The following is a 20,222-nucleotide window of genomic DNA, read 5'->3' on the forward strand; positions in this document are numbered from 1 at the left end:
GAAGCAGGAACGCTCCCGCTGCTAACGCCGCGATCAGTGTCTTGGAGCGCCGTGTTCTCCTCAACGACATGCGTCGCAAATCCCCCTTGGTGCTCGGCCGGGTCCGGCGGCACTGCTCCCCCGAGAGGTCCCCAGCCTCCAGCAACGCTCCGGAGCCTGCAGAGCATCAGCAGACGGCACAAGGGCCTTGCACTCGGAGCTCCAGTCCTTCACATAGTTCTCGTCGAACCACCCAAGAAACACCGGAAGTGGACGCCAGCCCCATCAGTCAGGGTCACCTGCAGGACCGGCCAAGCCGGCGAGCCACGGGCCGTCAAAATCGGCTTCCGTCAATTCCACCCCGGTCACCGCGGCAAGCGCCAGCACGGCCCGCTCGGCGAAATCCAACTGTTCGGCCTGCCCGACCGGATCACCATCGCGGGAGTACCCCGCAGCCAGCAACAACTCCACCGAGCGGCCCTCACCCCAAACACGGGTGAAGTAGCCGGCAAGCACGTCCAGTTCACACACCACCGTGCCGTCAGCCGCAACCTGCACCATGATCTGGTTCGGGTCCTGGAACGCAGAGACCACCACCCGGCCGTCCGCAGACAGCGCGGCAAGCACCCCGTGGTCCATCCCTACCCAGCCCGAGGTTCCCTCCAGCTCAACCACCATGCACCATCCGCCCCGCACATCACGCGCCAGGAGCATCACCTCGGGTCCCTCGCTCCCGGATTCCAGCCGCTCACTGGCCCGCTCCATCCCGTCTCGGACAAGGTCAGCCTTGAGCACCCCCATACGTTCCAGAGCCTGCATGGCCCCCATAGGCGCAAGAGTCACGCACCAGCCCTCACCAAACATCTCCGTCAAATCCAGCACCCAGATCTCCCTCAGGTCTACGCCCGCCGATGCGGGGCGAGCGGGTCGTCGAATTACTTCCCCCCACGCACGACCTACTGGGTGCGGTTCAGGTGATGTTGGCGGGCGGTGACCAGCGCACGCCAGCGGGCGCATCGCCATGTGCAGCCAGCGCTGGGTGGCCCAGAACTGTGCAGCTTCCTTGGTGGTGTAGGGGCGGTAGTGCTCCGCGAGCACAGCGAGGTCGGCGGCTCGGCGCCGGGTCCAGCTGCCCCTTCTCCCACTGGCCGTTCCAGCTCTCGGCATCCTTGGACCGCAGGTCAAGCGGGGCCCGCTGCTTGCAACTCCCGCACCTCAGCCGACCCCGCCCCGGCTGTTTTCCTCCCATTGGCAATGCCCAACGCATCACCCGCGGACGAGATGCGGTGACGCACCTCGCAGTTCAGAAACACGCACTCACGTCCGTTCCTCAATCTCTCCGCGCCGCCTGCGCGGCGGGGTCCGCGACCGCGGACGTGAACAGAGTGGGCGGAGGGAACGGCGCGCCGATGCAGAACGGCGGTCGCGTCAGACTCTTGTAAGAGTCCTGCTACTGGTCACCACTCAGAAGGATTCCGCCGGCCAGTCCAGCAAACGGGCCCCGATCACCGCGGTCTGCAGCGTGTAGCGGTGGACCGGGTCGGACGGATCGGCGCCGGTGAGCTTGTGGATGCGTTCCAGGCGATAGGTGAAGGCCCGCACGCTCAGCGACAGCCGCCGCGCGGCTTCCGCGGACACGCAGCCGGAATCGAAGTACGCGGTGAGGGTGTCCAGGAGCGGCTGGGCACCGCCGCGGGCCTGACGCAGCGGGCCGAGAGCACTGTGCACCAGGTCGGCCATGGCCTGCCGGTCGCGGGTGAGGACCGGATAGACGAGGAGGTCGGCGGCGCGCAGCACGGGCGCGTCGAGTTCCAGTCGTTCGGCGAGTTCGAGAGCGTTCAGGGCCTCTTCGTACGAGTGGACGACGCCTGCCGCGCCGGGCTGGGGACGGCCGATCGCCACCTGTCCCCCGCCCGTGACGGCGAACGCCTGCTTCGCGAAGTACGCGAGGACCTCGTCCTGATCGCCGGGGGCGATGCACACGAGCCGTCCGTCCTTGGTGGTGAGCAGGATGCTGCGGTCACCGAACCGGCTGATCAGCGCGCGCTCCACCTCCCGGAGGGCCGGATCTCCCTCGTCGTAGGCAGTCGTGCCGCGCGCCACGGCGACCGCGTGCTCGTACGACAGACGCAGCCCGTAGCGCTCCGCGCGCTGGGCCAGCCGGCCCAGGTCGCTGCGGCCGTACAGCAGGTCGTCGATGAACTCCCGGCGGGCGGCTTCCTCCTGGCGTACGGCGTGCCGCTGGGCCCGCTCGTAGCCCTCGGCGAACGCGTCCATGGCCTGGCCGGCGGCCGCGAGCACACTGTCCACGGAGACACCGTTCCCGATCGGCCAGTTCGTCCGGGCCTCGGCCATGTGAGCGGCGACCAGGGCGCGCAGCCCGAGACCGGCCTCCGCTGCCTTCTCACCCAGCGTGCGGCGCGAGTCCAGTTCCTCCCGCGTCAGCCGGCGGCCCGTCGCGGAGGCGTCTGCGAGGATGCCGGCGTATCCGTCCAGGTACTTGCCGTACTCCTCGGACACGTGCTGACCTGTCATGGAACTCCCCCCGTTGTTGCGTCCTTGACATCTTTCCCTCCTTGCCGGATTCCGGCAATGTCGAGGGTGTCAGAGTGCGGCTGTGGCACCTGTCAGGGGCGCGTAAAGGGCATGTAAGGTGCTCAGCGGTGTGCCGGGAAGCCTGGTCGGCGTTGTGGGCAGAAGTCTCTTCGCTGATCGGGGGTCGTGGTCATGGTGCTCGTCGTGGTTTTCGGGGCGGCGCTGCTCATCGCGGTGCTGTTGTCGGGTCTCGCGGCCCGGACCGTTCTGTCGACGTCGTTCCTCTTCCTGGTCGGTGGGGCCCTCGTCAGTGACGGTTTCCTCGGGCTGATCCACATCACGCCGGACAGTGAGATCGTGTCCGTCACGGCCGACTTGGCGCTGTTCGCCGTGCTGTTCACCGACGGCATGCACGTCTCCTTCCCCAAGCTGCGCGAGAACTGGCGGAACCCGGCTCGCGCGCTCGGACTCGGCATGCCCCTCGCGTTCGTCGGCATGGCGCTGATCACGCACTTCGCCGTCGGCCTGGACTGGACGACGTCCTTCCTCGTCGGTGCCGTGCTGGCGCCCACCGACCCGGTGTTCGCCTCCGCGATCGTCGGGCGCAAGGAGGTCCCGGCGAAGCTGCGTCAGCTGCTGAACGTGGAGAGCGGCATCAATGACGGGCTCGCTCTGCCGGTCGTCCTGATCCTGATCGCCGCGTCCGGGCCGGCCTCCGGGCACGCCGAGTCGTCACTGGGGAAGATCGCGCTGGAGCTTGTCCTCGGGTTGGTCTTCGGTGTCGTCCTGCCGATCATGGTGACCGGCCTCGTACGGTTCCGGCTGCTGGGTGCGGAACCCAAGCTCCAGCCGCTGCTGCCGCTCGCGATCGGCGTGATCCTGTACGCGACCTGCCACCTCACGCACGCCAACCCCTACCTCGCCGCGTTCTCCGCGGGCGCCGTGCTCACGGCACGCTCCGTCGAGGCCAGGGAGGCGTTCGAGCCGCTCGGCGAGGCGCTGGCGGAGCTGGCCAAGTTCGCGGCGCTGCTGGTGTTCGGCGCGCTGCTGACGCCGCGGTTGTTCGGTGACCTCTCCTTCGGCGGCTACGTCGCCGTCGTCCTCGCCATCGTGCTGATCCGCCCGGCGTCGCTGCTGCTGTCGCTGCTCGGCACCCGGTTCGACCGGCGGGAGAAGCTGGTCGCGGCCTGGTTCGGCCCGAAGGGCTTCGCGTCGGTGGTGTACGGACTGCTGGTGCTGCAGGCCGGGATCCCGCAGGGCGAGGAGGCGTTCACGCTGATCGCCGTGTGCATTGCCTTCTCGATCATCGCGCACAGCTCCACCGACGTGCCGATCGCCCGGCTGTTCGACGTCGAGGACCTCGCAGGTGTACCCGGCGGGGACACCACGGCGCGAACCGGCAAGGAGAGCGACCGTGTCGACGCGTGACCTGATCCGTGTGTGAGGGAGCCGGTTCGGTCTTCGCCCGATCTCGAAGTGAGGGAACTACATGGTCCTTTTCCCCCAGCCGACGCGTGGGCTGCCGCAGCCGGGCCACATGATCGTGTGCGGTGACGACGCGCTCGCCGAGCGCCTGGCAGCCGAGCTCACCACGGTGTACCGGGAGCGGGTCACCCTCGTCGTACCGCCCGCACGCCGCGGCGGCCCCGTCGGGCGGGCGCGGGCCTCGGCCCTGCTCGGCCGGTACAGGCTGTCGTGAACCGTGCCGGTGGACCGTCCGCCGACGAGGGCGCCGGCCCTCCTCGGGTGCTGGAGACCCACGAACTGGACGAAGCCGTCCTGGCCGAGGTGGGCGTGCGCGAGGCCACCGCGCTGGCGCTGGTCCATGACGACGACGAGACCAACATCCGCGCGGCCCTGGCAGCCCGCCGCCTCAACCCCCGGCTGCGCCTGGTCATCCGGCTCTACAACCGCAAGCTCGGCCAGCACCTCGAGGAACTCCTCGACCAGGCCGCGACCCTGGCCGTCCCTGGCCTGGATCCCGAGGCCCTGGACACCTCCACCACCGTCCTGTCGGACGCGGACACCGCGGCGCCCGCGCTCGCGGCCACGGCCGTCGCCGGCACCAGCAAGGTCGTCCAGGCCGACGGGCTGCTGCTGCGCGCCACGGAACGCACCCCGCCCGGCCACGGCCGGGTGGCCGGCCCCGGCCTGTGCACACTCGCCCTGCTGTCGTCCACCACCAGCGACCCGGCCGGCGCGGAGGGTACCGACGCCAGTGGCGAGGAGGGTCCGACGCTGCTGCCCGACGACGAGGCCGTGGCCGCGGCCACGGGGCGCGGCACCGTGGTTCTCGAGACGGTCGCGCACAGCGGGACCGCTCCCCCGCCCGGACGCCTGGCGGGGCGGCGGGCCCCGCTCACCGCACTGTTCTCGCGCCGGCTGCGCTGGTCACTGGCCGGGCTCACCGCCTGCGTCCTCGGCCTGGCCGTGACGACCTGGCTGACCACCGACGCTCACCCGCTGCACGCCGCCTATCTCACCCTGCTCGACCTGTTCGCCGTCAACGACCCCGCCCTCGACGAGCCCACGGCCCGCCAGATTCTCCAACTCCTGGCCGGGCTGGCCGGCTTGCTGTTCCTTCCCGTGCTGCTCGCGGCCGTGCTGGAGGCGCTCGGGACCTTCCGCACCGCCTCCGCGCTGCGCCGCCCGCCCCGCGGACTGTCCGGCCATGTCGTCCTGCTCGGACTGGGCAAGATCGGCACCCGTGTGCTGGCCCGCCTGACGGAACTCGGCATCCCGGTGGTGTGCGTGGAGGAGGATCCGGAGGCCCGCGGCATCCCGCTCGCCCGCCGCCTGCGCGTGCCGACGGTCATCGGCGACGTCACCCAGGAAGGTGTCCTGGAAGCCGCCAAGATCCAGCGAGCGCACGCCCTGCTCGCCCTCACCAGCAGCGACACCACCAACTTGGAAGCCTCCCTGTACGCCCGCTCCGTCAAGCCCGACGTGCGGGTCGCGCTGCGGCTGTACGACGACGACTTCGCCACCGCCGTCCACCGCACGCTGCGCGCCGCCCACCCTCGCGCCCTGACCCGCAGCCGCAGCGTCTCCACCCTCGCCGCTCCCGCCTTCGCCGGGGCCATGATGGGCCGCCAGATCCTGGGCGCCATCCCGGTGGAGCGCCGTGTGCTGCTCTTCGCCGCCCTCAAGGTCGCCGGGCAACCGCACCTCGAAGGGCGCACCGTCGCCGAGTCGTTCCGGTCGGGAGCCTGGCGTGTCCTCGCTCTGGACACCGCCGCACCGGACGACCGGCTGCCCGACCTCGCCGCCACCCCGTCGCACGACGGCGCGTGCCGGCCCGCCGGCCTCGTCTGGGATCTCCACCCGGGATACGTCCTGCGGGCCCAGGACCGGGTCGTCCTCGCCGCCACCCGCCAGGGCCTGGCCGAGCTCCTGGGCCGTCGACCGCACGCCGGAACACGACTGATCGGGCCGACATGAGATGGCTGGGCCTGCCGGAGCTGCGCGGCTTCGGGAAGGTGCTCTTCTGTGCGGCCTGGGTGTCGTGTCTGCTGGGGACGGCGGGGCTGGCCGTGTCTCATCTGCCGGGATGGCGACAGTGGGCCGAGGCCCTCGCCGTGCCCCTGACCGTCGCTCTCGGGCCTGTCTGTCTGGTGGCGGGGGTGCGTGCCGTGGTGTCACGCGCCGGGCAGAACCTGCTGAGGGTCGGGAACGGTGACACCCTCGTCCGGTACCTGTGGTGTCTGCCCCGCGGCGTCCAGACCGGGTACGTGGGCGCTGGTCGGCCGTGATCCTGGGGTGGGCCACCGGCCGTGCCGAACCGGCGGGCGTCATCGGCCTCGCACTGTTCACCAGCCTCCTGGGCCTGATGACCGCCTCGGCAGCCGAGACCGTCGAAAATCGCAGACTCCGGCGCGTCTGCGGCGTGGTCGCCGCCTCCGCCGCGGTCGTCCTGGCGCTCGGGGCTTGGTCCCTGCTGTCCACCCGCGACGGCACGCCGGGCGAGAGACCGGACGACACCATGGTGCAGCAACTGGAGGACGCCCCCGCCGAACGGCCCACCGCGCCCCGTCTCCCGCCTGTTTCCGCCGCCGTGCCGGCCTCGTCCTAGACCGCTGCCGGGTGAGTCACCTGTCCGGGGCAGCCGGACCGGACGTCCGCGCGGCACCTCACTGTTCCCCGTTCGTCGAGGCCGGGCGGACCGCGTGGCGGGCAAGGGGGTTGGCCATCAGGTGGCGTGGGTCGGCCGCGCGGTTGACCGCCGTCTCCACGGCCGCGATCCGGTCGGCGAGCAGTCCGAGGGCGGCCACGGCGCGGACGATGGGGTCGTCGTCCGGTCCGCCCAGCGTCCGGGTGCGTACGTACGCCGCCTTCAGCTCGCTCCAGCGCAGCGCCTGTTCACTGGTGAGGGTGCCGCGCAGCTCCGCCAGTTTCAGCAGGTTGGACTCGGCGCCGGTGGTGAGGGTCTGGGCCTCGGCCGTGTAGTGGTCGTCGATCAGCGCGGCCAGTTCGGTGTCGTTCATGACGGGCTGGACGCGTTGCGCGATCTTGTTCATGTTGCGGTAGGAGCCCTGGAGGCGGAAGGGCGGCTCGGAGCGGGTGGCGTCGGACTGGGCTGCCGAGGCGATGTACGCGGCATTGACCGCCAGGACCGTCTCGCAGGCCGTGAGAAGGTGGCGAAGTACGGCGAGGACACGCTCCAGTTCGGCGGGGGCGTACGGGTGTGCCAGCCGGTCCGCTCGGCCGTGGAGTCACCCTCGGCCAGGCGGATCAGCAGCTCCAGGTCTGCGCGGTCGCGGCCGGCGAGCGGGGCGAGGACCGGGTTGGCCGTCAGCGCGTTCTCGATGAAGCTGAGTGCGAAGGCGTCCTCCTTGCCGGTCAGGACGTCGCCGAGGTTCCACACGTCGGCGCGGTTGGTCAGCATGTCGGGGACGTGGAAGCGGCTGCCGGACTCGGTGTAGGGGTTGCCGGCCATGCACACCGCGAACCGCTTGCCGCGCAGGTCGTGGGTGCGTGGCTCGCCGTCGCGCACGCCCTCGACACGGCGGGTGGCGTCGCACAGCGGGATGAACCTCTGGAGCAGTTCGGGCGAGGTGTGCTGGATGTCGTCGAGGTAGAGCAGGATGTTGTTTCCCGCCTCCAGCGCGAAGTTGATCTTCTCGATCTCCTGGCGGGCGGTGGCGTTCGGTGCCTCGGCCGGGTCGAGGGAGGTGACGGCGTGGCCGAGCGCGGGGCCGTCGACCTTCACCAGGATCAGGCCGAGGCGGTCGGCGATGTACTCCATGAGGGTCGTCTTGCCGTAGCCGGGCGGGGAGATGAGCAGGAGCAGGCCGCCGGTGTCGGTGCGCTCGGTGTCGCCCGTCGTACCGAGTTGCTTGGCGAGGCTGTCGCCGACCAGCGGGAGGTACACCTCGTCGATCAGCTTGCTGCGCACGAACGTGGACATCACCGTCGGGCGGTACTCGTCCAAGCGGAGGCGGGTGCGCTCGGCTGCCAGGAGTGCCGTACGGCGTCGCTGGTAGGCGCGGTGAGCGGGGACCTCACGAGCCCGGAACTCCCCTGCCCGAGCGAGGAGTTCGTCGACGCGGACGGTGAGGGTGCCGCCGCTGACGCGCGGGTGGGTGCCGAGCAGCCCCTCGACGGTCTCGGTCAGCGGGGCGTCGGACTCGTAGCGGGGCAGGTCCGGGCAGAGCTCGGCGGCCACCGCCTCGGCCAGGTCGCCGGGGGTGATCTCCGTGCCGGTCGAGGCGGTGTACGACGTCAGCCACGCCTCGACCAGCTGTCTGCGGGCGGCCGGGTCGGTGAGGACGGCGAGGTCGTCGTCGTAGGCCGACGTGCCCACCGTGCGGCGGAACTTGTCGAGCAGCGTGCGGGTGCCGGCGCTGATGACGAAGCCGTCGGGGCCGCTGGTCAGCTCCTCGAAGAGGTAGGCGGCCGCCACTCGGCTGCCGATCGCGTCCGTCAGCTCGGCGCGCAGGTCGGCAATCGCCGGGACGAGTCCGAACGTGTCCCGGGCCCGCGCCAGTGAGACCGCCCGCCGGGTCCAGTTCTCGCGCTCCTCGGCCGTCGTGCCGTGTGCCCAGAAGAGGTGGGCGGCGGCGCGGGCGGCGGGTTCGTGGCGGAGCGGGCCGGCTCCCTCGTACAGGCGCAGAAGCGCGGCGAGGATCGCGGTCGCGTCACGGTCGTGGACGCCGCGCTGGTAGCCCTCGTCGTACGCCGCCTCCGCCGCCTGCCGGACGAGGGCGGGCAGATCGGCCTCCGCGAGCGCGGCCGGGCCGTGTTCGTCCAGCAGCCGGGCGGCGAGGTGCTCGGCGCGGTAGATCCCGGGCGACTCGGACGGCAGGGGACGGTCCCAGTAGGGGCGGGTGGCGGCGAAGTCGGGGTCCGTGACCGGCGAGCGGTAGTCGGTGCCGGTGAGCGCGAAGGCGAGGGTGTCGCCGTGCGGGACCAGGGTGAGGTCGAGGGGCTGGGTGTTGACGGCGAAACGGTTGCTGCCCAGGCGCAGGGTGCGGCCGTCGTCGGCGTACAGGTCGGTCCGGTCGCGCAGGGCGCGCAGCGCCTCCTGGCGGGCGGACTTCAGGCGGCCGTCGAGTTCCTCGGCCCTCACCTGGTCGCCGAGTTCGCGCAGCTCGTCGGCGATGCGGCAGACCTTGGCGGGCATCGGGTCGGAGGTGAAGTACGTGGCGATCGCGTCCGTGCCGGCGAGTGTGGCGGCACGTCGGGTGACCGTCCGCAGGACGCGGGCCGCCGAGTCGGCGAGGCGCTCGGCGCGGCGGGCGCGGGTGTCGGCGAGGGTCTGTTTGCGGGCGGAGAACGCCTCGTGGACCTCGTCGCGCTTGTCCGCCAGCTCGCCGAGGAAGTCGTCGGACTCGGCGAACCGGGACTCCAGGTTCTCCACCCGCACCAGCATGCGGGCGAGTTGCTCGTCGCATTCCTCGGGGCTGTCGGCGGCCGCGAGCGCACCGATGACGGCCTGGCCGAGCAGGGCGAACTCGGCTGCGAACTCGGCACGTCCCTCACGGTCGAGGAGCGCGCGGCGGCGGCCGTCGAGCGTGGCGCGGGCGCGGTTGACACCACCGAGGACCTCGGCGATCCGCTCCAGGATGGACGTGCGGACGGTGGCGTCGCCGATGTCCAGCCCGGCGACGACCTCGGTCACCGTGCGCAGTCCGTCGGCGAGTTCGTCGAGACGTGCGGTGACGGGTGCGGCCTGGGCGGCGGTTTCGATCGCCCCGGCGTCCGCGACGAGCTGTTCGATGGCGGCCTGGTGGCCGGCGAAGGCGTCCTCGCGGGCGAGGTGGGTGACGGCCCGCTGCCCGAAGGAGGCGAGGTCGGCCTCGGCATCGGCGGCGAGTTCGTCGATGCGCGCGGTGTCGGCGTACCGCATGTCCTTGAGGGTGAGCAGATGGCCCTGGGCGTGCCTCAGTTCGGTCAGGCCGGCCACCCAGGCCGAGGCGCTGCGCGGGGCCTCACCGCGCAGTCGTCGTACGACCGCTGCCGCCTGTGCGGCGGCTTCGGTCAGCGCGTCGGCCGCCTGGCGGGTGAGGGCCTGGACGGTTTCGAACTCGGCCAGCACCTGCTCGGCGGTGGCCCGGACCTGCGTGAGCGGCGTGTGCAGATCGCCGAGTTCGGGGTCGCTGAGCCAGTGGTAGGAGTCGGCGGCCCGGACACAGGCGGCGGACAGTGCCGCGTAGACCTCGCTCGTCGGAGTCGTCTCGGTGACGGCGCGCGTGAGGGACAGGCAGTCGGAGATGCCGCGGACGAGGTCGGCGTTGCCGACGCGGGCGAGCCGGCCGGTGCCGACGGGTTGGGCGGCCGCGTGCGTGTCGGAGACGTACGGGGAGTTCCACAGCTGGAGCGGGTGCACGCGCTGCGGCTCGTCGGTGTCCGCACGCAGCACCATCAGCGTGCCGTCGTCGAAGAGGGCCCAGCCGTGGCAGGACAGCGGGGTGGCGACCTCCTTGCGGATCACGTTGTACGGCAGCAGGAGGCTGCGGCCTGCCACGCGCGCGTGGAAGGCGAACAGGACGTCCTCGCCGTTGGGCGAACGGACCGTCCGCTCGAATTCCAGGGCTGCCATGTCCAAGGGGGCGGCGATGCCGTCGAACGTCTTGTACGCCCCCGTCGCCAGGCAGTAGCCGCCGGGGAAGACGATCCCCTGGTCCTCGGGCAGTGTCCGGCAGGCCCGGCCGATGCCGTCGAGGCGGACGACGCTCTTCGTGAGCGTGTTGAAGACCAGGTACCGGTGGACGTCCTCCTTGTACGGCAGGACGTCCAGCAGGATGAGGGCGCCCACGCGCGCGTACGCGATGTCGGCGTCGGCGAGGGACTGGAGCGGCTCGGCGACCGGCTCGGTGTGAATCCCCTCGCCCGTCTCTGTGTCGTCCTCGACCTTGACGGTCAGGGTGCCGCCGACCGTCTCGACGAAGACCTCGCCCTCGATGGAGACATGAGGATGACGGCCGAGGACGTGGTGCTCGCGGGTCGTCCGCGTCCAGGCGAAGTCGTGGGAGGGCGGGAAGACGTGGTCGCGCTCGCCCCGCGCGTCCAGGAAGGACACTTGCCCGTCGTCGGTCACCGCCCAGCGCAGGACGCGGATGTCGCCGGGCTTCTCCCCCGTCTGGAAGACGGCCAGCAGCTTGCCCTCGACACGGCGGAGTTGCAGGAGGTGGGCCTGCCGGTAGTAGCGGTGGAGAGCGGCGAACTCGCGGACGAAGGCGGGATCGTCGAGCAGGCCCGGCACGGCGTCCTCGGACAGCCGGTTGAGATCGCGGTCGTACAGCGCGAAGACGTCGCCCACCGTCGTCTCCGGCTTGAGGCCGAGGAAGACGTTGTGGCCGAAGAGCAGCCTGTCGCCTACGGGGACGATGTCGCGGGGCACGCAGTTGTGCTCGGTGCGCAGCCGGTCGGTGCTCGTCAGCTCCAGCCGGGTGGAGCCGAACTCCTCGGTCCGGCGGGCGTTGAGCGCCTCGGCGCGCCGGGCGAGCTCGGCGGCCTGCGCGATGAGCCGGTCGCGCAGCACCTCGTACGTGCCGGTGTCCAGACCGGTGGTCATGAGATCCCTTTCGGAGGTCGGAGAACGTGGTCCGGAGCTGCCGTCCCCTGTGCGGCAGCTCCGGATCACGGGCCGGGTCGGGCCGTGGCGCACGTCCGGTCCTGGCACGCCGGCCAGGCCCCGGCGGCGGTCAGGCCCTGGCGCTACCGTTGAGCTCGGTCAGCGGGGTGTCGGCGAGGCCCAGTTCGCCCGCCTTGTCCAGGAGCTGCTGGAACTGTCCGGCGTTCCCGCCGCCCTGCTTCAGGAGCTTCATCAGCAGGGCGGACACGGTCAGGTTCTGCACGTCGGCCGTCGAGACCGAGCCGAGGACTCGGCTGAGGTCGTCGGTGAAGCTGGAGGTGCCGTCCAGCCAGGGCTTCGCGAGCGCCTGGGCGGTCTCGGAGTGCTGGACGAAGCCGTCGACGCCCTTGCCGAGCGCGATCGAGGAGACCAGACGGTCGAAGAAGACCGACTCGCCGCCGACGATGCTGATGTCGGCGTTCTCCAGCCCGGTGGCGAGCACCGTGGCCTGCGCCTCGGCGACCTGTCGCTGCACGTCCAGCCCGGCGAGCCGGATGTCCTTCTCCGCCTCCAGGCGCAGCCGGTACTCCTCGTGGCCACGGGAGGCGTCGTCCAGCGCGGCCATTGCGGCGGCCTTCTCGGTCAGCCCGGCGGCCTCGGCCTTCAGCTTCCCGCTGATGCCCTCGGCCTCGGCGAGCGCCTTGGCCCGCGCCCCGTCGGCTTCGGCACGCAGCCGGGCCTGGGTCGCCTCCGCCTCCGCACGGCCGGCCTTCTCGATGACCTCGGCCTCCTTGTCACGGACCTGGACCACCGCGAGGCCCTCTGCGGCGGACTCGGCCTGGATGCCCTCGGCGAGACGCAGCTTGGCCTGCGCGTCGAGGTCGGCGCTCTTCAACCGGGCCTCGGCGAGGGTGAGTTCCTCGGCGGCGCGGTGGACGGCGGCCTGCTCGGCCGCCTCGGCGGCCTTGATGTCCTTGACCAGCTTCTCCTGCGCCTCGGCCTCCGCGGCGATGATCACGGCCTGCCGGCCCCGCTCGGCCTCCTCCACGGCCCGCAGCTTCTTGATGGCCTCCTCCTGCTCGGCGACCGTACGGTCCACCGCCACGCGCTCGCGGATCACCTCGGCGATCTCCCGCCTCTCCGCCTCGACCTCCTTCTCGGCGGCGATCTGCGTCAGTCGCGTCTCCCGCTCCCGCGCGATGACCTCGAGCTGCCGGTCCTTCTCGATGCGCTCGTTCTCGATGGCGATGACACGCTCACGGTTCTTGGCCGCGACGGCGACCTCACGGGCCTGGTTCTCGCGCTGGACGCCGAGCTGCTCCTCGGTCTGGAGGAACGCGCCCTGCGCCCGCAGCCGCTCCTCCTCCACCACCCGCGCCGTCTCGGCCTCCTCACGGGCCCGTACGGTCTCGATCTCCCGACGCTGCTTGATCTCGGCGTCCGCCTGCCGGCGCTCCAGCTCCAGGATGGCCTCGCGGGCGTCGACGTTCTGCCGGGTGATCTCCTTCTCCTCGTGACGCTGGAACTCGTTGGTGCGCACGTGCTCCACGGCCGTCAGCTCGGTGATCTTCCGGATGCCCTGCGCGTCGAGCACGTTGGCCGGGTCGAGCTGGGTCAGCGGCGTCTGCTCCAGGTAGTCGATCGCCGCGTCCTCCAGGTGGTAGCCGTTGAGGTCGACGCCGATGACCTCGATGATCCGGTACCGCAGTTCCTCGCGCTTGGTGTAGAGGTCGGTGAAGTCCAGCTGCTTGCCGACGGTCTTCAGCGCCTCGGAGAACTTCGCATGGAACAGTTCCTGGAGCGTGTCCCGGTCGCTGGCCCGTGCGGTGCCGACGGCCTGGGCGACTTTGATGACGTCCTCTACGGTCTTGTTGACCTTCACGAAGAACGAGATCCGGATGTCCGCGCGGATGTTGTCGCGGCAGATCAGGCCCTCCTTGCCTGCCCGGGTGATCTCGATGGTCTTCACCGAGATGTCCATCACCTCGGCCTTGTGCAGCACGGGCAGCACGACCTGCCCGGTGAAGGTCACGTCGACCTTGCGCATCTTGGAGACGATCAAGGCCTTGCCCTGCTCCACCTTGCGGAACAACCGGGCGACGACGAGTACGAGGAGCAGGCAGACGGCGACGAGCACGCCGGTGCCCACGATCATGGCAGCCATGGCATACGTCCTTCAGCGTGAGGAAGTTGAAAGCGAGGGAGAGCCGAAAAGAGAGGCCGAAAGGGCCGGGAGCCGCGTTCCGGCGTCGCCGCGGCTCAGGCGGCGTGGTCCGCCGGTACGGACGGCCCGGGTTCGTCCGGGAAGAGGCGGTGCAGCGGACGCACGATCAGGCACGTCGCACCCCAGGCCACGAGCATCGCCCCCACGGGTGCGACCAGGTACAGCATCCCGGCGACCGGTCCCGGGATCGCGAACGCGGTGAACAGAACCGCCGCTCCGACGCTCAGGGACCAGGCGAGCGCGGTCAGCAGTGAGAAGGCCACCGTCACGGGCACCCCGTCCATGCGCCAGGCCCGGAGATCCACGTCCGCGTCGAAGCTGCCGACGTCGGTGACACCGACGGCTGCGAGGAGCCAGAAGCAGACGACCACGACGAGCGCGGCGGTCAGCAGGATCGTGGGCGGGGCCGTGGCCGCTGCCAGAAGGGTGCGCATCTCGTGGTTCCCCTCTCCCCCGCGGCGCGCCTCAGTCGTCTCCGGTGATGCACGGTCGTTCCGGGCCTTGGTGCCGGGCACCTGCCGGTGTCCGGCACCAAGGCGATCCGCCGTGCTCCCCGCGAGCCATGCTGCACGATCCGGCCCGGGCCGCGCATTGCCGGTTCCCGGCAGTGTTCATGGGGGGCTGCATGCCGGGGCCCGTCAAGAAGACGTCAAGAACGGAGCGCCCTTCTGGCAGTCCCGCGGGGAGATGCCGCATCCGGACCTGACGATCTGTCGGCAAGGTCGGCGTCGAGTCGTGTCAGTACCGTCGCGACCCGCTGTCGACGGCCGGGAAACGCCAAGATCGACAACTGGTCAAGCCTGAGCCGGGCTGCGAGGATGAAGGCCAGAGGCGCACGTACCAGTCTCACCAGGAGGTACCCGTGAAGATGCTGATCAACGTCCCGGAGACCGTGGTCGCGGACGCGCTGCGTGGTCTGGCGGCTGCCCACCCGGATCTGACCGTGGACGTGGAGAACCGGGTGATCGTGCGGCGGGACGCTCCCGTGGCCGGGAAAGTGGGGCTGGTCTCGGGCGGTGGCTCGGGGCACGAGCCGCTGCACGGGGGATTCGTAGGGCCCGGCATGCTGTCGGCGGCCTGTCCGGGTGAGGTTTTCACCTCCCCGGTGCCCGACCAGATGCTGCGCGCGGCCGCCGCCGTGGACAGCGGGGCCGGGGTGCTGTTCATCGTCAAGAACTACACCGGTGACGTGCTCAACTTCGACATGGCCGCCGAGCTGGCCGAGGACGAGGGCATTCAGGTCGCGAAGGTGCTGGTCAACGATGACGTGGCGGTGACCGACAGCCTTTACACGGCGGGGCGGCGCGGTACCGGCGCGACCCTGTTCGTGGAGAAGATCGCGGGCGCCGCCGCCGACGAGGGCATGCCGCTGGAGCGGGTGGAGGCCATCGCCCGGCAGGTCAACGAGAACTCCCGCAGTTTCGGTGTCGCGCTGAGCCCGTGCAGCACACCGGCCAAGGGCAGCCCCACCTTCGATCTGCCGCCCGGCGAGCTGGAGTTGGGCATCGGCATCCACGGCGAACCCGGCCGGGAGCGGCGGGCGATGATGACGTCCGGCGAGATCGCCGAGGCCGCCGTCGAGGCGGTGGTGGAGGACCTGAAGCCGCGCAATCCCGTGCTGGTCCTCGTCAACGGCATGGGCGCGACGCCCCTGCTCGAGCTGTACGGGTTCAACGCCGAGGTGCACCGGGTGCTCGCCGCCCGCGGCGTCGCCGTCGCCCGCGTTCTCGTGGGCAACTACGTCACCTCGCTGGACATGGCGGGCGCCTCCGTCACCCTGTGCCAGGTCGACGAGGAGCTGCTGCGGCTGTGGGACGCGCCGGTGAAGACACCGGGTCTGCGCTGGGGCGTGTGACGCGGAAGGGGTAGAGGATCACCACGTACCTACCAGGCAAGGAGATCCAGTGCTCGACGCCGATTTCTTCCGCCGTTGGATGACGGTGACCGCCGAGTCCGTGGACCGCGAGGCGGAACGGCTCACCGCCCTCGACTCCCCCATCGGGGACGCCGACCACGGCAGCAACCTCCATCGAGGGTTCACGGCCGTGACGGCGGCCCTGGAGAAGGAGGCTCCCGGCACGCCCGGCGGGGTCCTGACACTGGCCGGGCGCCAGCTGATCTCGACGGTCGGCGGCGCCTCGGGGCCGCTGTACGGGACGCTGCTGCGCCGTACCGGCAAGGCGCTCGGGGATGCCGCCGAGGTCAGTGCGGAGCAGTTGGCCGAGGCGCTGCGGGCCGGGGTGGACGCGGTCATGACCCTCGGCGGTGCCGCACCGGGCGACAAGACCATGATCGACGCGCTGGTGCCCGCGGTGGACGCGCTGGGCGACTCGTTCGCGGCGGCCCGGACCGCCGCCGAGGAGGGTGCCGTGGCGACGACGCCCTTGCAGGCGCGCAAGGGCCGGGCGAGCTATCTGGGCGAGCGCAGCATCGGGCACCAGGATCCGGGTGCCACGTCGGCGGCGCTGCTCGTCGCCGGACTCGCGGAGGCCGCCGGTGAGTGACGAGCGGCTCGTGGGCATCGTGCTGGTGTCGCACAGCGCGGAGGTGGCCGCGTCGGTCGCGGCGCTGGCGAAGGGGCTCGCGGGCGGTGGCCCGGCGGTGCCCGTCGCCCCGGCGGGCGGCATCGAGGGCGGCGGGCTCGGCACGAGTGCCGAACTGATCGCCGCGGCGGCCGCGTCCGTGGACCGCGGCGCCGGCGTCGCCGTGCTGGCCGACCTGGGCAGTGCGGTGCTCACCGTGAAGGCGCTGCTCGCGGAGGGCGACGAACTCCCGGAGCAGACGCGGCTGGTGGACGCTCCGTTCGTCGAGGGAGCCGTGGCCGCGGTCGTCACGGCGGCCACCGGGGCCGACCTGGCGGCCGTGGAGTCGGCCGCCGCGGAGGCGTACACGTACCGGAAGGTGTGAGACCGGGCCGGGCGCGCCGGAGAGCGGCGTGCCCGGCGACCGGCCGCCGGGCGGAGAGGCGTTCGTGACGCGGGTGTCGCCCCTCCGGCGAACGAGCGAACGAGCGAACGAGCTGACGCTTTCCCTGACGCTCCGTCAATCGCTCAGCCAGCGCCGACGAATCGTCTCGCCAGCCGCTCCCCCGTCGTCACGGCGGCCGCGTGGTCCTCGATGGGTGAGACGCGGGCGTTCTTGAAGACGATGTAGGTGACGCCGGACGGGGTGCCGCCGCCCTGCGGGTCGGCGCGGATGCCGAGCGCCTTGGCGGTCGCGTAGGACGCCTCTCCGATGATGTCCTGCGGGCCCGTGTCGCCGACGACCCCGTACTGCACGCGGTCGCCGAAGACGACGGCCACGACGGAACCGCCGCCCACGCCGTGCTCCCGGTAGTCCCAGATGCGGCTCGGGGCGGGCACGACGATGAAGGGGAGGCGCTCGGCGCTCAGGGGGCGGCCGTCGGACTGTGCGTAGGCAGTGCTGTCGGAAAAGTACGGGTCCGTGCGGCGGTTGCATCGGGGACCGGGACGGCCGTCGCAGTCGATGTCCATGTCCGCCTTCCAGAACACGGCGTCGCGGGTGCCGCAGACCGGGATGTTCGCGGGTGCGCCGCCGTCGCTGCGGTACCGGCCGCGGGAGACCGGAGTGCAGTCCCGCACCTTGGCCAGCAGGTCGGCTGCGCGGACGGGGTTCTCGCGCCACGCCACCTGGGGCGGGGCGGCGGGGGTGTCGTCGGGGCGAGCAGGGCGGCGCTGGCCGCGGCCAGTGTGAGCGACTGGACACGCACGATAGAGGAGCCTCTCGTGGGGAACCTGACGGGCACTCAGCCCAATCTGGCCCCCGGGCCATCACCCGGCCACCGCTGGAGGGCCGGACGGTGCACGGCCCCAACCTCCGACAGGGGCCGGGGGCCTGAGTCCCCGTAAGGACTCAGGCTTGCCCGGCCACCCGCGCCGGCGCGGGATCTGCGACGACAGCGGTCCGCGCGACAAGCCCGAACTCCCTGGTGTCCGCCAGGAGTTCGGCCGTGAGGAACCTCAGCATACGTAACTCTCCCGGGTGGTCACGAACGGCGGGGGGTGACGCCCTCACAGAGGACTCCCCGCACCCGCCCTCTTGATGTGATCGCGCCAGCGGCGCCATATTGGTCCGGACCATTCCCGAGTGCCGCCCCGGGAGGCAGTGTCGTGCGAGGCCTTTCCCCTCTCCCCTGCTGTCTCCGTCGCCTCGCGCTCTGCGCGGCTCTCGTCCTGGTCGCCTCCTGCGGCTGGACCGGCACGGGCGAAGGGGACGGCGGATCTCCGCCCGGCGCGCCGACAGGCGTCACCGCGACAGCGGGCACGGCGACGCGCGTGCACGTCATGTGGAACACGACCGCCCGGGCCGATGTCTACGAGGTGTATCGCGGCACCACGAAGGTCAGGGAAGTGCCGGGCTCGAAGCACATGGTGGACATCACCAGGCTCCGGCCCTCCACCCTGTATGTCTTCACCGTGCAGGCGCGGGACGCCGAGGGGCGGCTGGGACCGCGCAGCCGGGAGGCCCGGGCGAGGACACCCGCGGCCGTCGCGGACGACCACTTGGCACCCACCCGCCCGTCGGCTCCGCACGGCCGGGCGGCAGGCAGCCGGGCGGTCCAGCTGTCCTGGTCCGCCTCGACGGACGACCGGGGCGTGGCGTCGTACGACATCCATCAGGGGGACGTGAAGATCCACAGCGTGAGCGGGTCTCAGACGGCCGCCGTGGTCACGGGGCTGCGGCCCGGCACGGCCTACTCGTTCACCGTCCGGGCCAGGGACGCGGCCGGGAACGTCTCCCCCGCCGCTCCCGCCGTCCGTGTCACCACGCCGGGCACGGACGACGGCCGTGCGACGGCCCCCACCGGCTTCCGGGCGACGAGCCACCGCGCGGACGGGGCGTACTACGTCGACCTGAGCTGGGTGCCGCCGCGCGTGGACGGTGAGGTCACCGAGTACCAGATCCATCTGGACGGCCGGCCCGCCACCTCTTTGGTGTACGGCGGGGACGCGCCGCGCGACCGGGCCGCGTACAGCTTCTACGTGGGACGGAATTCCGGTGTCAGCCACCGGGTCCGGGTCCGGGCGATGCTGCCGGACGGCACCTGGGGAGGCTTCTCGACGGAGCGGACGGTGACGACGGGTCGGGGGCGCTGACGCGCTCCTCGGCATGGTCCGGCCGTGGGAACCCGTCACCTGCACGGGGGCACCCGGGGTGCGGCCGGGCCGGTGGCGCCTTGGCTGACCCTGAGGCAGCACGGGCGTTCCCCGATCCTCGGCGGCGCAAGGGATGTACCGCCAACCGTGCCGCCGGAGGGCAGTCCACATGCGCAACTCATCGCCAGTTCTCCGCTCCGGCCTGACCGTGGCCGCCGCCGCGCTGCCCCTCGCCTTGGCGGCGGTTCCCGCTGCCGCGGGTCCGGGCATCTCCGTCAGCACGACCGGGTCCACGGTGTCGGTCACAACCAGTGCGTGCACCCAGATCAACGGCAGCTGGGGCACCGCCTCGCTTCTCACCAGCAGTCAGGGCAGCTTCGCCCAGGGGCGTCAGGTGACCCTGTCGGGGACGTCGACCAGTCAGTCCGCTGCCTGGTCGAACGTCACCTCGGGGACGTACACCGTCATCGTCATCTGCTCGGACGGCACCACCGCGGGCACGCAGTCCGTCGTCGTCTCCCCCACTGCCTCCCCCACGAGGTCGCCGTCCCCCTCGGTCTCGCCGTCCCGCGGTGTCATGGGCGGGGTCGGCGGGAGCGCGACGGACTACGGCACCGTCACGCTCGTGGCGGGCGGCACGCTGGTCGGGACGGGCCTCCTCGCGACGGCATGGTACCTGCGCCGGCGCAACAGGCCGTACCGGCTCTGATCCGGTACGCATGGCGGCCCGCCCTCCCGAAGCGCTCCGGTCGGGCGGGCCGCCGTCATACCCCCGGTCAGGCCGGGCGGGTCGGTTCGTCGGCCGGGAGTTCGGCGAAGTCCGCCAGGGCGCGCCTGAGCCACTGGGTCCAGAAGGTCTCCAGGTCGATGCCGGCCTGGAGCACCAGATGCCGCAGCCGGTCCTCGGTGCCGTCCCGGCCGGGCGGGAAGTCGCGCTTCTCGATCTCCCGATACTCCGCCAGCTGCCGCTCGTGCAGCTCCAGGTGGCGTCGCAGATCGGCCTCCAGGCCCGCGGTGCCGACCACGGCCGCGGCCCTCAGCCGCAGCAGCAGCGCGTCGCGGTGCGGCTTGGGGTCCTGCGAAGCGGCCGTCCAGCGGGCCAGTTCGGCGCGGCCCGCCGGCAGGACCTCGTAGCTCTTCTTCTGCCCGCGCGTCGGCTGTTCGGCGGGCAGGGCCCGGATCAGGCCGTCGGTCTCCAGCTTTCCCAGCTCGCGGTAGATCTGCTGGTGCGTCGCCGACCAGAAGTACCCGATCGACCGGTCGAACCGGCGAGTCAGCTCCAGCCCGGACGACGGCTTCTCGAGCAGGGCGGTGAGGATCGCGTGCGGGAGTGACATGGCCTCATCCTAGG

The 20,222-nt window shown here is 71.6% G+C and carries 14 protein-coding genes and 2 pseudogenes; 9 read left to right on the top strand and 7 right to left on the bottom strand.

The genetic code is table 11. From position 1 onward, the window contains the following. Window positions 1–264: 264 nt before the first annotated feature. Both PV963_RS02275 and PV963_RS02280 read right to left on the bottom strand, forming a co-directional pair. Complete coding sequence (locus PV963_RS02275; protein ID WP_274813903.1) at window positions 265–861, bottom strand: DUF6461 domain-containing protein; 597 nt, start codon at window positions 859–861, stop codon at window positions 265–267. 582 nt (window positions 862–1,443) lie between these two features. Next, window positions 1,444–2,514: a PucR family transcriptional regulator gene (locus PV963_RS02280; RefSeq protein WP_274813904.1), complete on the bottom strand. Its 1,071-nt coding sequence runs from the start codon at window positions 2,512–2,514 to the stop codon at window positions 1,444–1,446. A 192-nt stretch (window positions 2,515–2,706) separates the two neighbouring features. Here PV963_RS02280 and PV963_RS02285 point away from each other — a divergent pair, with 192 nt between their 5' ends. The 4 genes and pseudogenes from PV963_RS02285 to PV963_RS02300 all read left to right on the top strand — a co-directional run bounded on the left by PV963_RS02285 (window position 2,707) and on the right by PV963_RS02300 (window position 6,586). Next, window positions 2,707–3,942 (top strand): cation:proton antiporter, encoded by a 1,236-nt coding sequence (locus tag PV963_RS02285; protein WP_274813905.1) that lies wholly within the window; start codon window positions 2,707–2,709, stop codon window positions 3,940–3,942. A gap of 109 nt (window positions 3,943–4,051) precedes the next feature. Continuing rightward, window positions 4,052–5,955, top strand: a pseudogene (locus PV963_RS02290) (NAD-binding protein). Next, window positions 5,952–6,266, top strand: coding sequence for a hypothetical protein (locus tag PV963_RS02295; protein ID WP_274813906.1), 315 nt, complete (start codon window positions 5,952–5,954; stop codon window positions 6,264–6,266). Before PV963_RS02290 ends, PV963_RS02295 begins: the two are co-directional and overlap by 4 nt. Further along, window positions 6,263–6,586 carry a hypothetical protein gene (locus PV963_RS02300; protein ID WP_274813907.1) on the top strand — a complete coding sequence of 108 codons (324 nt, stop codon included), beginning with the start codon at window positions 6,263–6,265 and terminating at the stop codon, window positions 6,584–6,586. The genes PV963_RS02295 and PV963_RS02300 overlap by 4 nt, the downstream gene beginning before the upstream one ends. Window positions 6,587–6,644: 58 nt before the next feature. On the opposite strand, the pseudogene PV963_RS02305 reads toward PV963_RS02300, so the two are convergent. The 3 genes and pseudogenes from PV963_RS02305 to PV963_RS02315 all read right to left on the bottom strand — a co-directional run bounded on the left by PV963_RS02305 (window position 6,645) and on the right by PV963_RS02315 (window position 14,188). Continuing rightward, window positions 6,645–11,530, bottom strand: a pseudogene (locus PV963_RS02305) (DNA repair ATPase). A gap of 130 nt (window positions 11,531–11,660) precedes the next feature. Next, window positions 11,661–13,694 (bottom strand): flotillin family protein, encoded by a 2,034-nt coding sequence (locus tag PV963_RS02310; RefSeq protein ID WP_274813908.1) that lies wholly within the window; start codon window positions 13,692–13,694, stop codon window positions 11,661–11,663. 95 nt (window positions 13,695–13,789) lie between these two features. Beyond that, complete coding sequence (locus PV963_RS02315) at window positions 13,790–14,188, bottom strand: hypothetical protein (protein ID WP_274813909.1); 399 nt, start codon at window positions 14,186–14,188, stop codon at window positions 13,790–13,792. A gap of 428 nt (window positions 14,189–14,616) precedes the next feature. On the opposite strand from PV963_RS02315, the gene dhaK reads away from it, so the two are divergent. From dhaK to PV963_RS02330, 3 genes are read left to right on the top strand one after another with little or no spacing between them, the layout of a single operon-like run. Next, window positions 14,617–15,609: a dihydroxyacetone kinase subunit DhaK gene (dhaK, locus tag PV963_RS02320; RefSeq protein ID WP_274813910.1), complete on the top strand. Its 993-nt coding sequence runs from the start codon at window positions 14,617–14,619 to the stop codon at window positions 15,607–15,609. Between the two features lie 49 nt (window positions 15,610–15,658). Further along, the gene (dhaL, locus tag PV963_RS02325; protein WP_274813911.1) at window positions 15,659–16,258 is read left to right on the top strand and encodes a dihydroxyacetone kinase subunit DhaL; all 600 of its coding nucleotides are present in this window, start codon (window positions 15,659–15,661) and stop codon (window positions 16,256–16,258) included. Further along, entirely contained in the window at window positions 16,251–16,661 is a 411-nt protein-coding gene (locus PV963_RS02330) for a PTS fructose transporter subunit IIA (protein WP_274813912.1), read from the top strand. Before dhaL ends, PV963_RS02330 begins: the two co-directional genes overlap by 8 nt. Window positions 16,662–16,804: 143 nt before the next feature. Here PV963_RS02330 and PV963_RS02335 read toward each other — a convergent pair whose 3' ends face one another. Beyond that, entirely contained in the window at window positions 16,805–17,404 is a 600-nt protein-coding gene (locus PV963_RS02335; protein ID WP_425540867.1) for a glycoside hydrolase family 75 protein, read from the bottom strand. A 480-nt stretch (window positions 17,405–17,884) separates the two neighbouring features. Between PV963_RS02335 and PV963_RS02340 the strand changes: the two genes are divergently transcribed. Next, window positions 17,885–18,871 carry a fibronectin type III domain-containing protein gene (locus PV963_RS02340; RefSeq protein ID WP_274813913.1) on the top strand — a complete coding sequence of 329 codons (987 nt, stop codon included), beginning with the start codon at window positions 17,885–17,887 and terminating at the stop codon, window positions 18,869–18,871. A gap of 169 nt (window positions 18,872–19,040) precedes the next feature. Further along, a complete protein-coding gene (locus PV963_RS02345) occupies window positions 19,041–19,580 on the top strand; it encodes a hypothetical protein (RefSeq protein WP_274813914.1) in 540 nt (179 codons plus the stop codon). A 67-nt stretch (window positions 19,581–19,647) separates the two neighbouring features. On the opposite strand, the gene PV963_RS02350 is transcribed toward PV963_RS02345, so the two are convergent. Beyond that, complete coding sequence (locus PV963_RS02350; RefSeq protein ID WP_274813915.1) at window positions 19,648–20,208, bottom strand: PadR family transcriptional regulator; 561 nt, start codon at window positions 20,206–20,208, stop codon at window positions 19,648–19,650. Window positions 20,209–20,222 lie beyond the last annotated feature (14 nt).

Source organism: Streptomyces coeruleorubidus, assembly GCF_028885415.1.
In the GTDB taxonomy this organism is placed as follows: domain Bacteria; phylum Actinomycetota; class Actinomycetes; order Streptomycetales; family Streptomycetaceae; genus Streptomyces; species Streptomyces coeruleorubidus_A.

What these genes read in the sequence shown, in the direction of transcription:
- PV963_RS02285 (WP_274813905.1), top strand. Translation starts at nt 2,707, where the DNA reads ATGGTGCTCGTCGTGGTTTTCGGGGCGGCGCTGCTCATCGCGGTGCTG.
- PV963_RS02295 (WP_274813906.1), top strand. Translation starts at nt 5,952, where the DNA reads ATGAGATGGCTGGGCCTGCCGGAGCTGCGCGGCTTCGGGAAGGTGCTC.
- PV963_RS02310 (WP_274813908.1), bottom strand. Translation starts at nt 13,694, where the DNA reads ATGGCTGCCATGATCGTGGGCACCGGCGTGCTCGTCGCCGTCTGCCTG.
- PV963_RS02315 (WP_274813909.1), bottom strand. Translation starts at nt 14,188, where the DNA reads ATGCGCACCCTTCTGGCAGCGGCCACGGCCCCGCCCACGATCCTGCTG.
- PV963_RS02280 (WP_274813904.1), bottom strand. Translation starts at nt 2,514, where the DNA reads ATGACAGGTCAGCACGTGTCCGAGGAGTACGGCAAGTACCTGGACGGA.
- PV963_RS02345 (WP_274813914.1), top strand. Translation starts at nt 19,041, where the DNA reads ATGCGCAACTCATCGCCAGTTCTCCGCTCCGGCCTGACCGTGGCCGCC.
- PV963_RS02350 (WP_274813915.1), bottom strand. Translation starts at nt 20,208, where the DNA reads ATGTCACTCCCGCACGCGATCCTCACCGCCCTGCTCGAGAAGCCGTCG.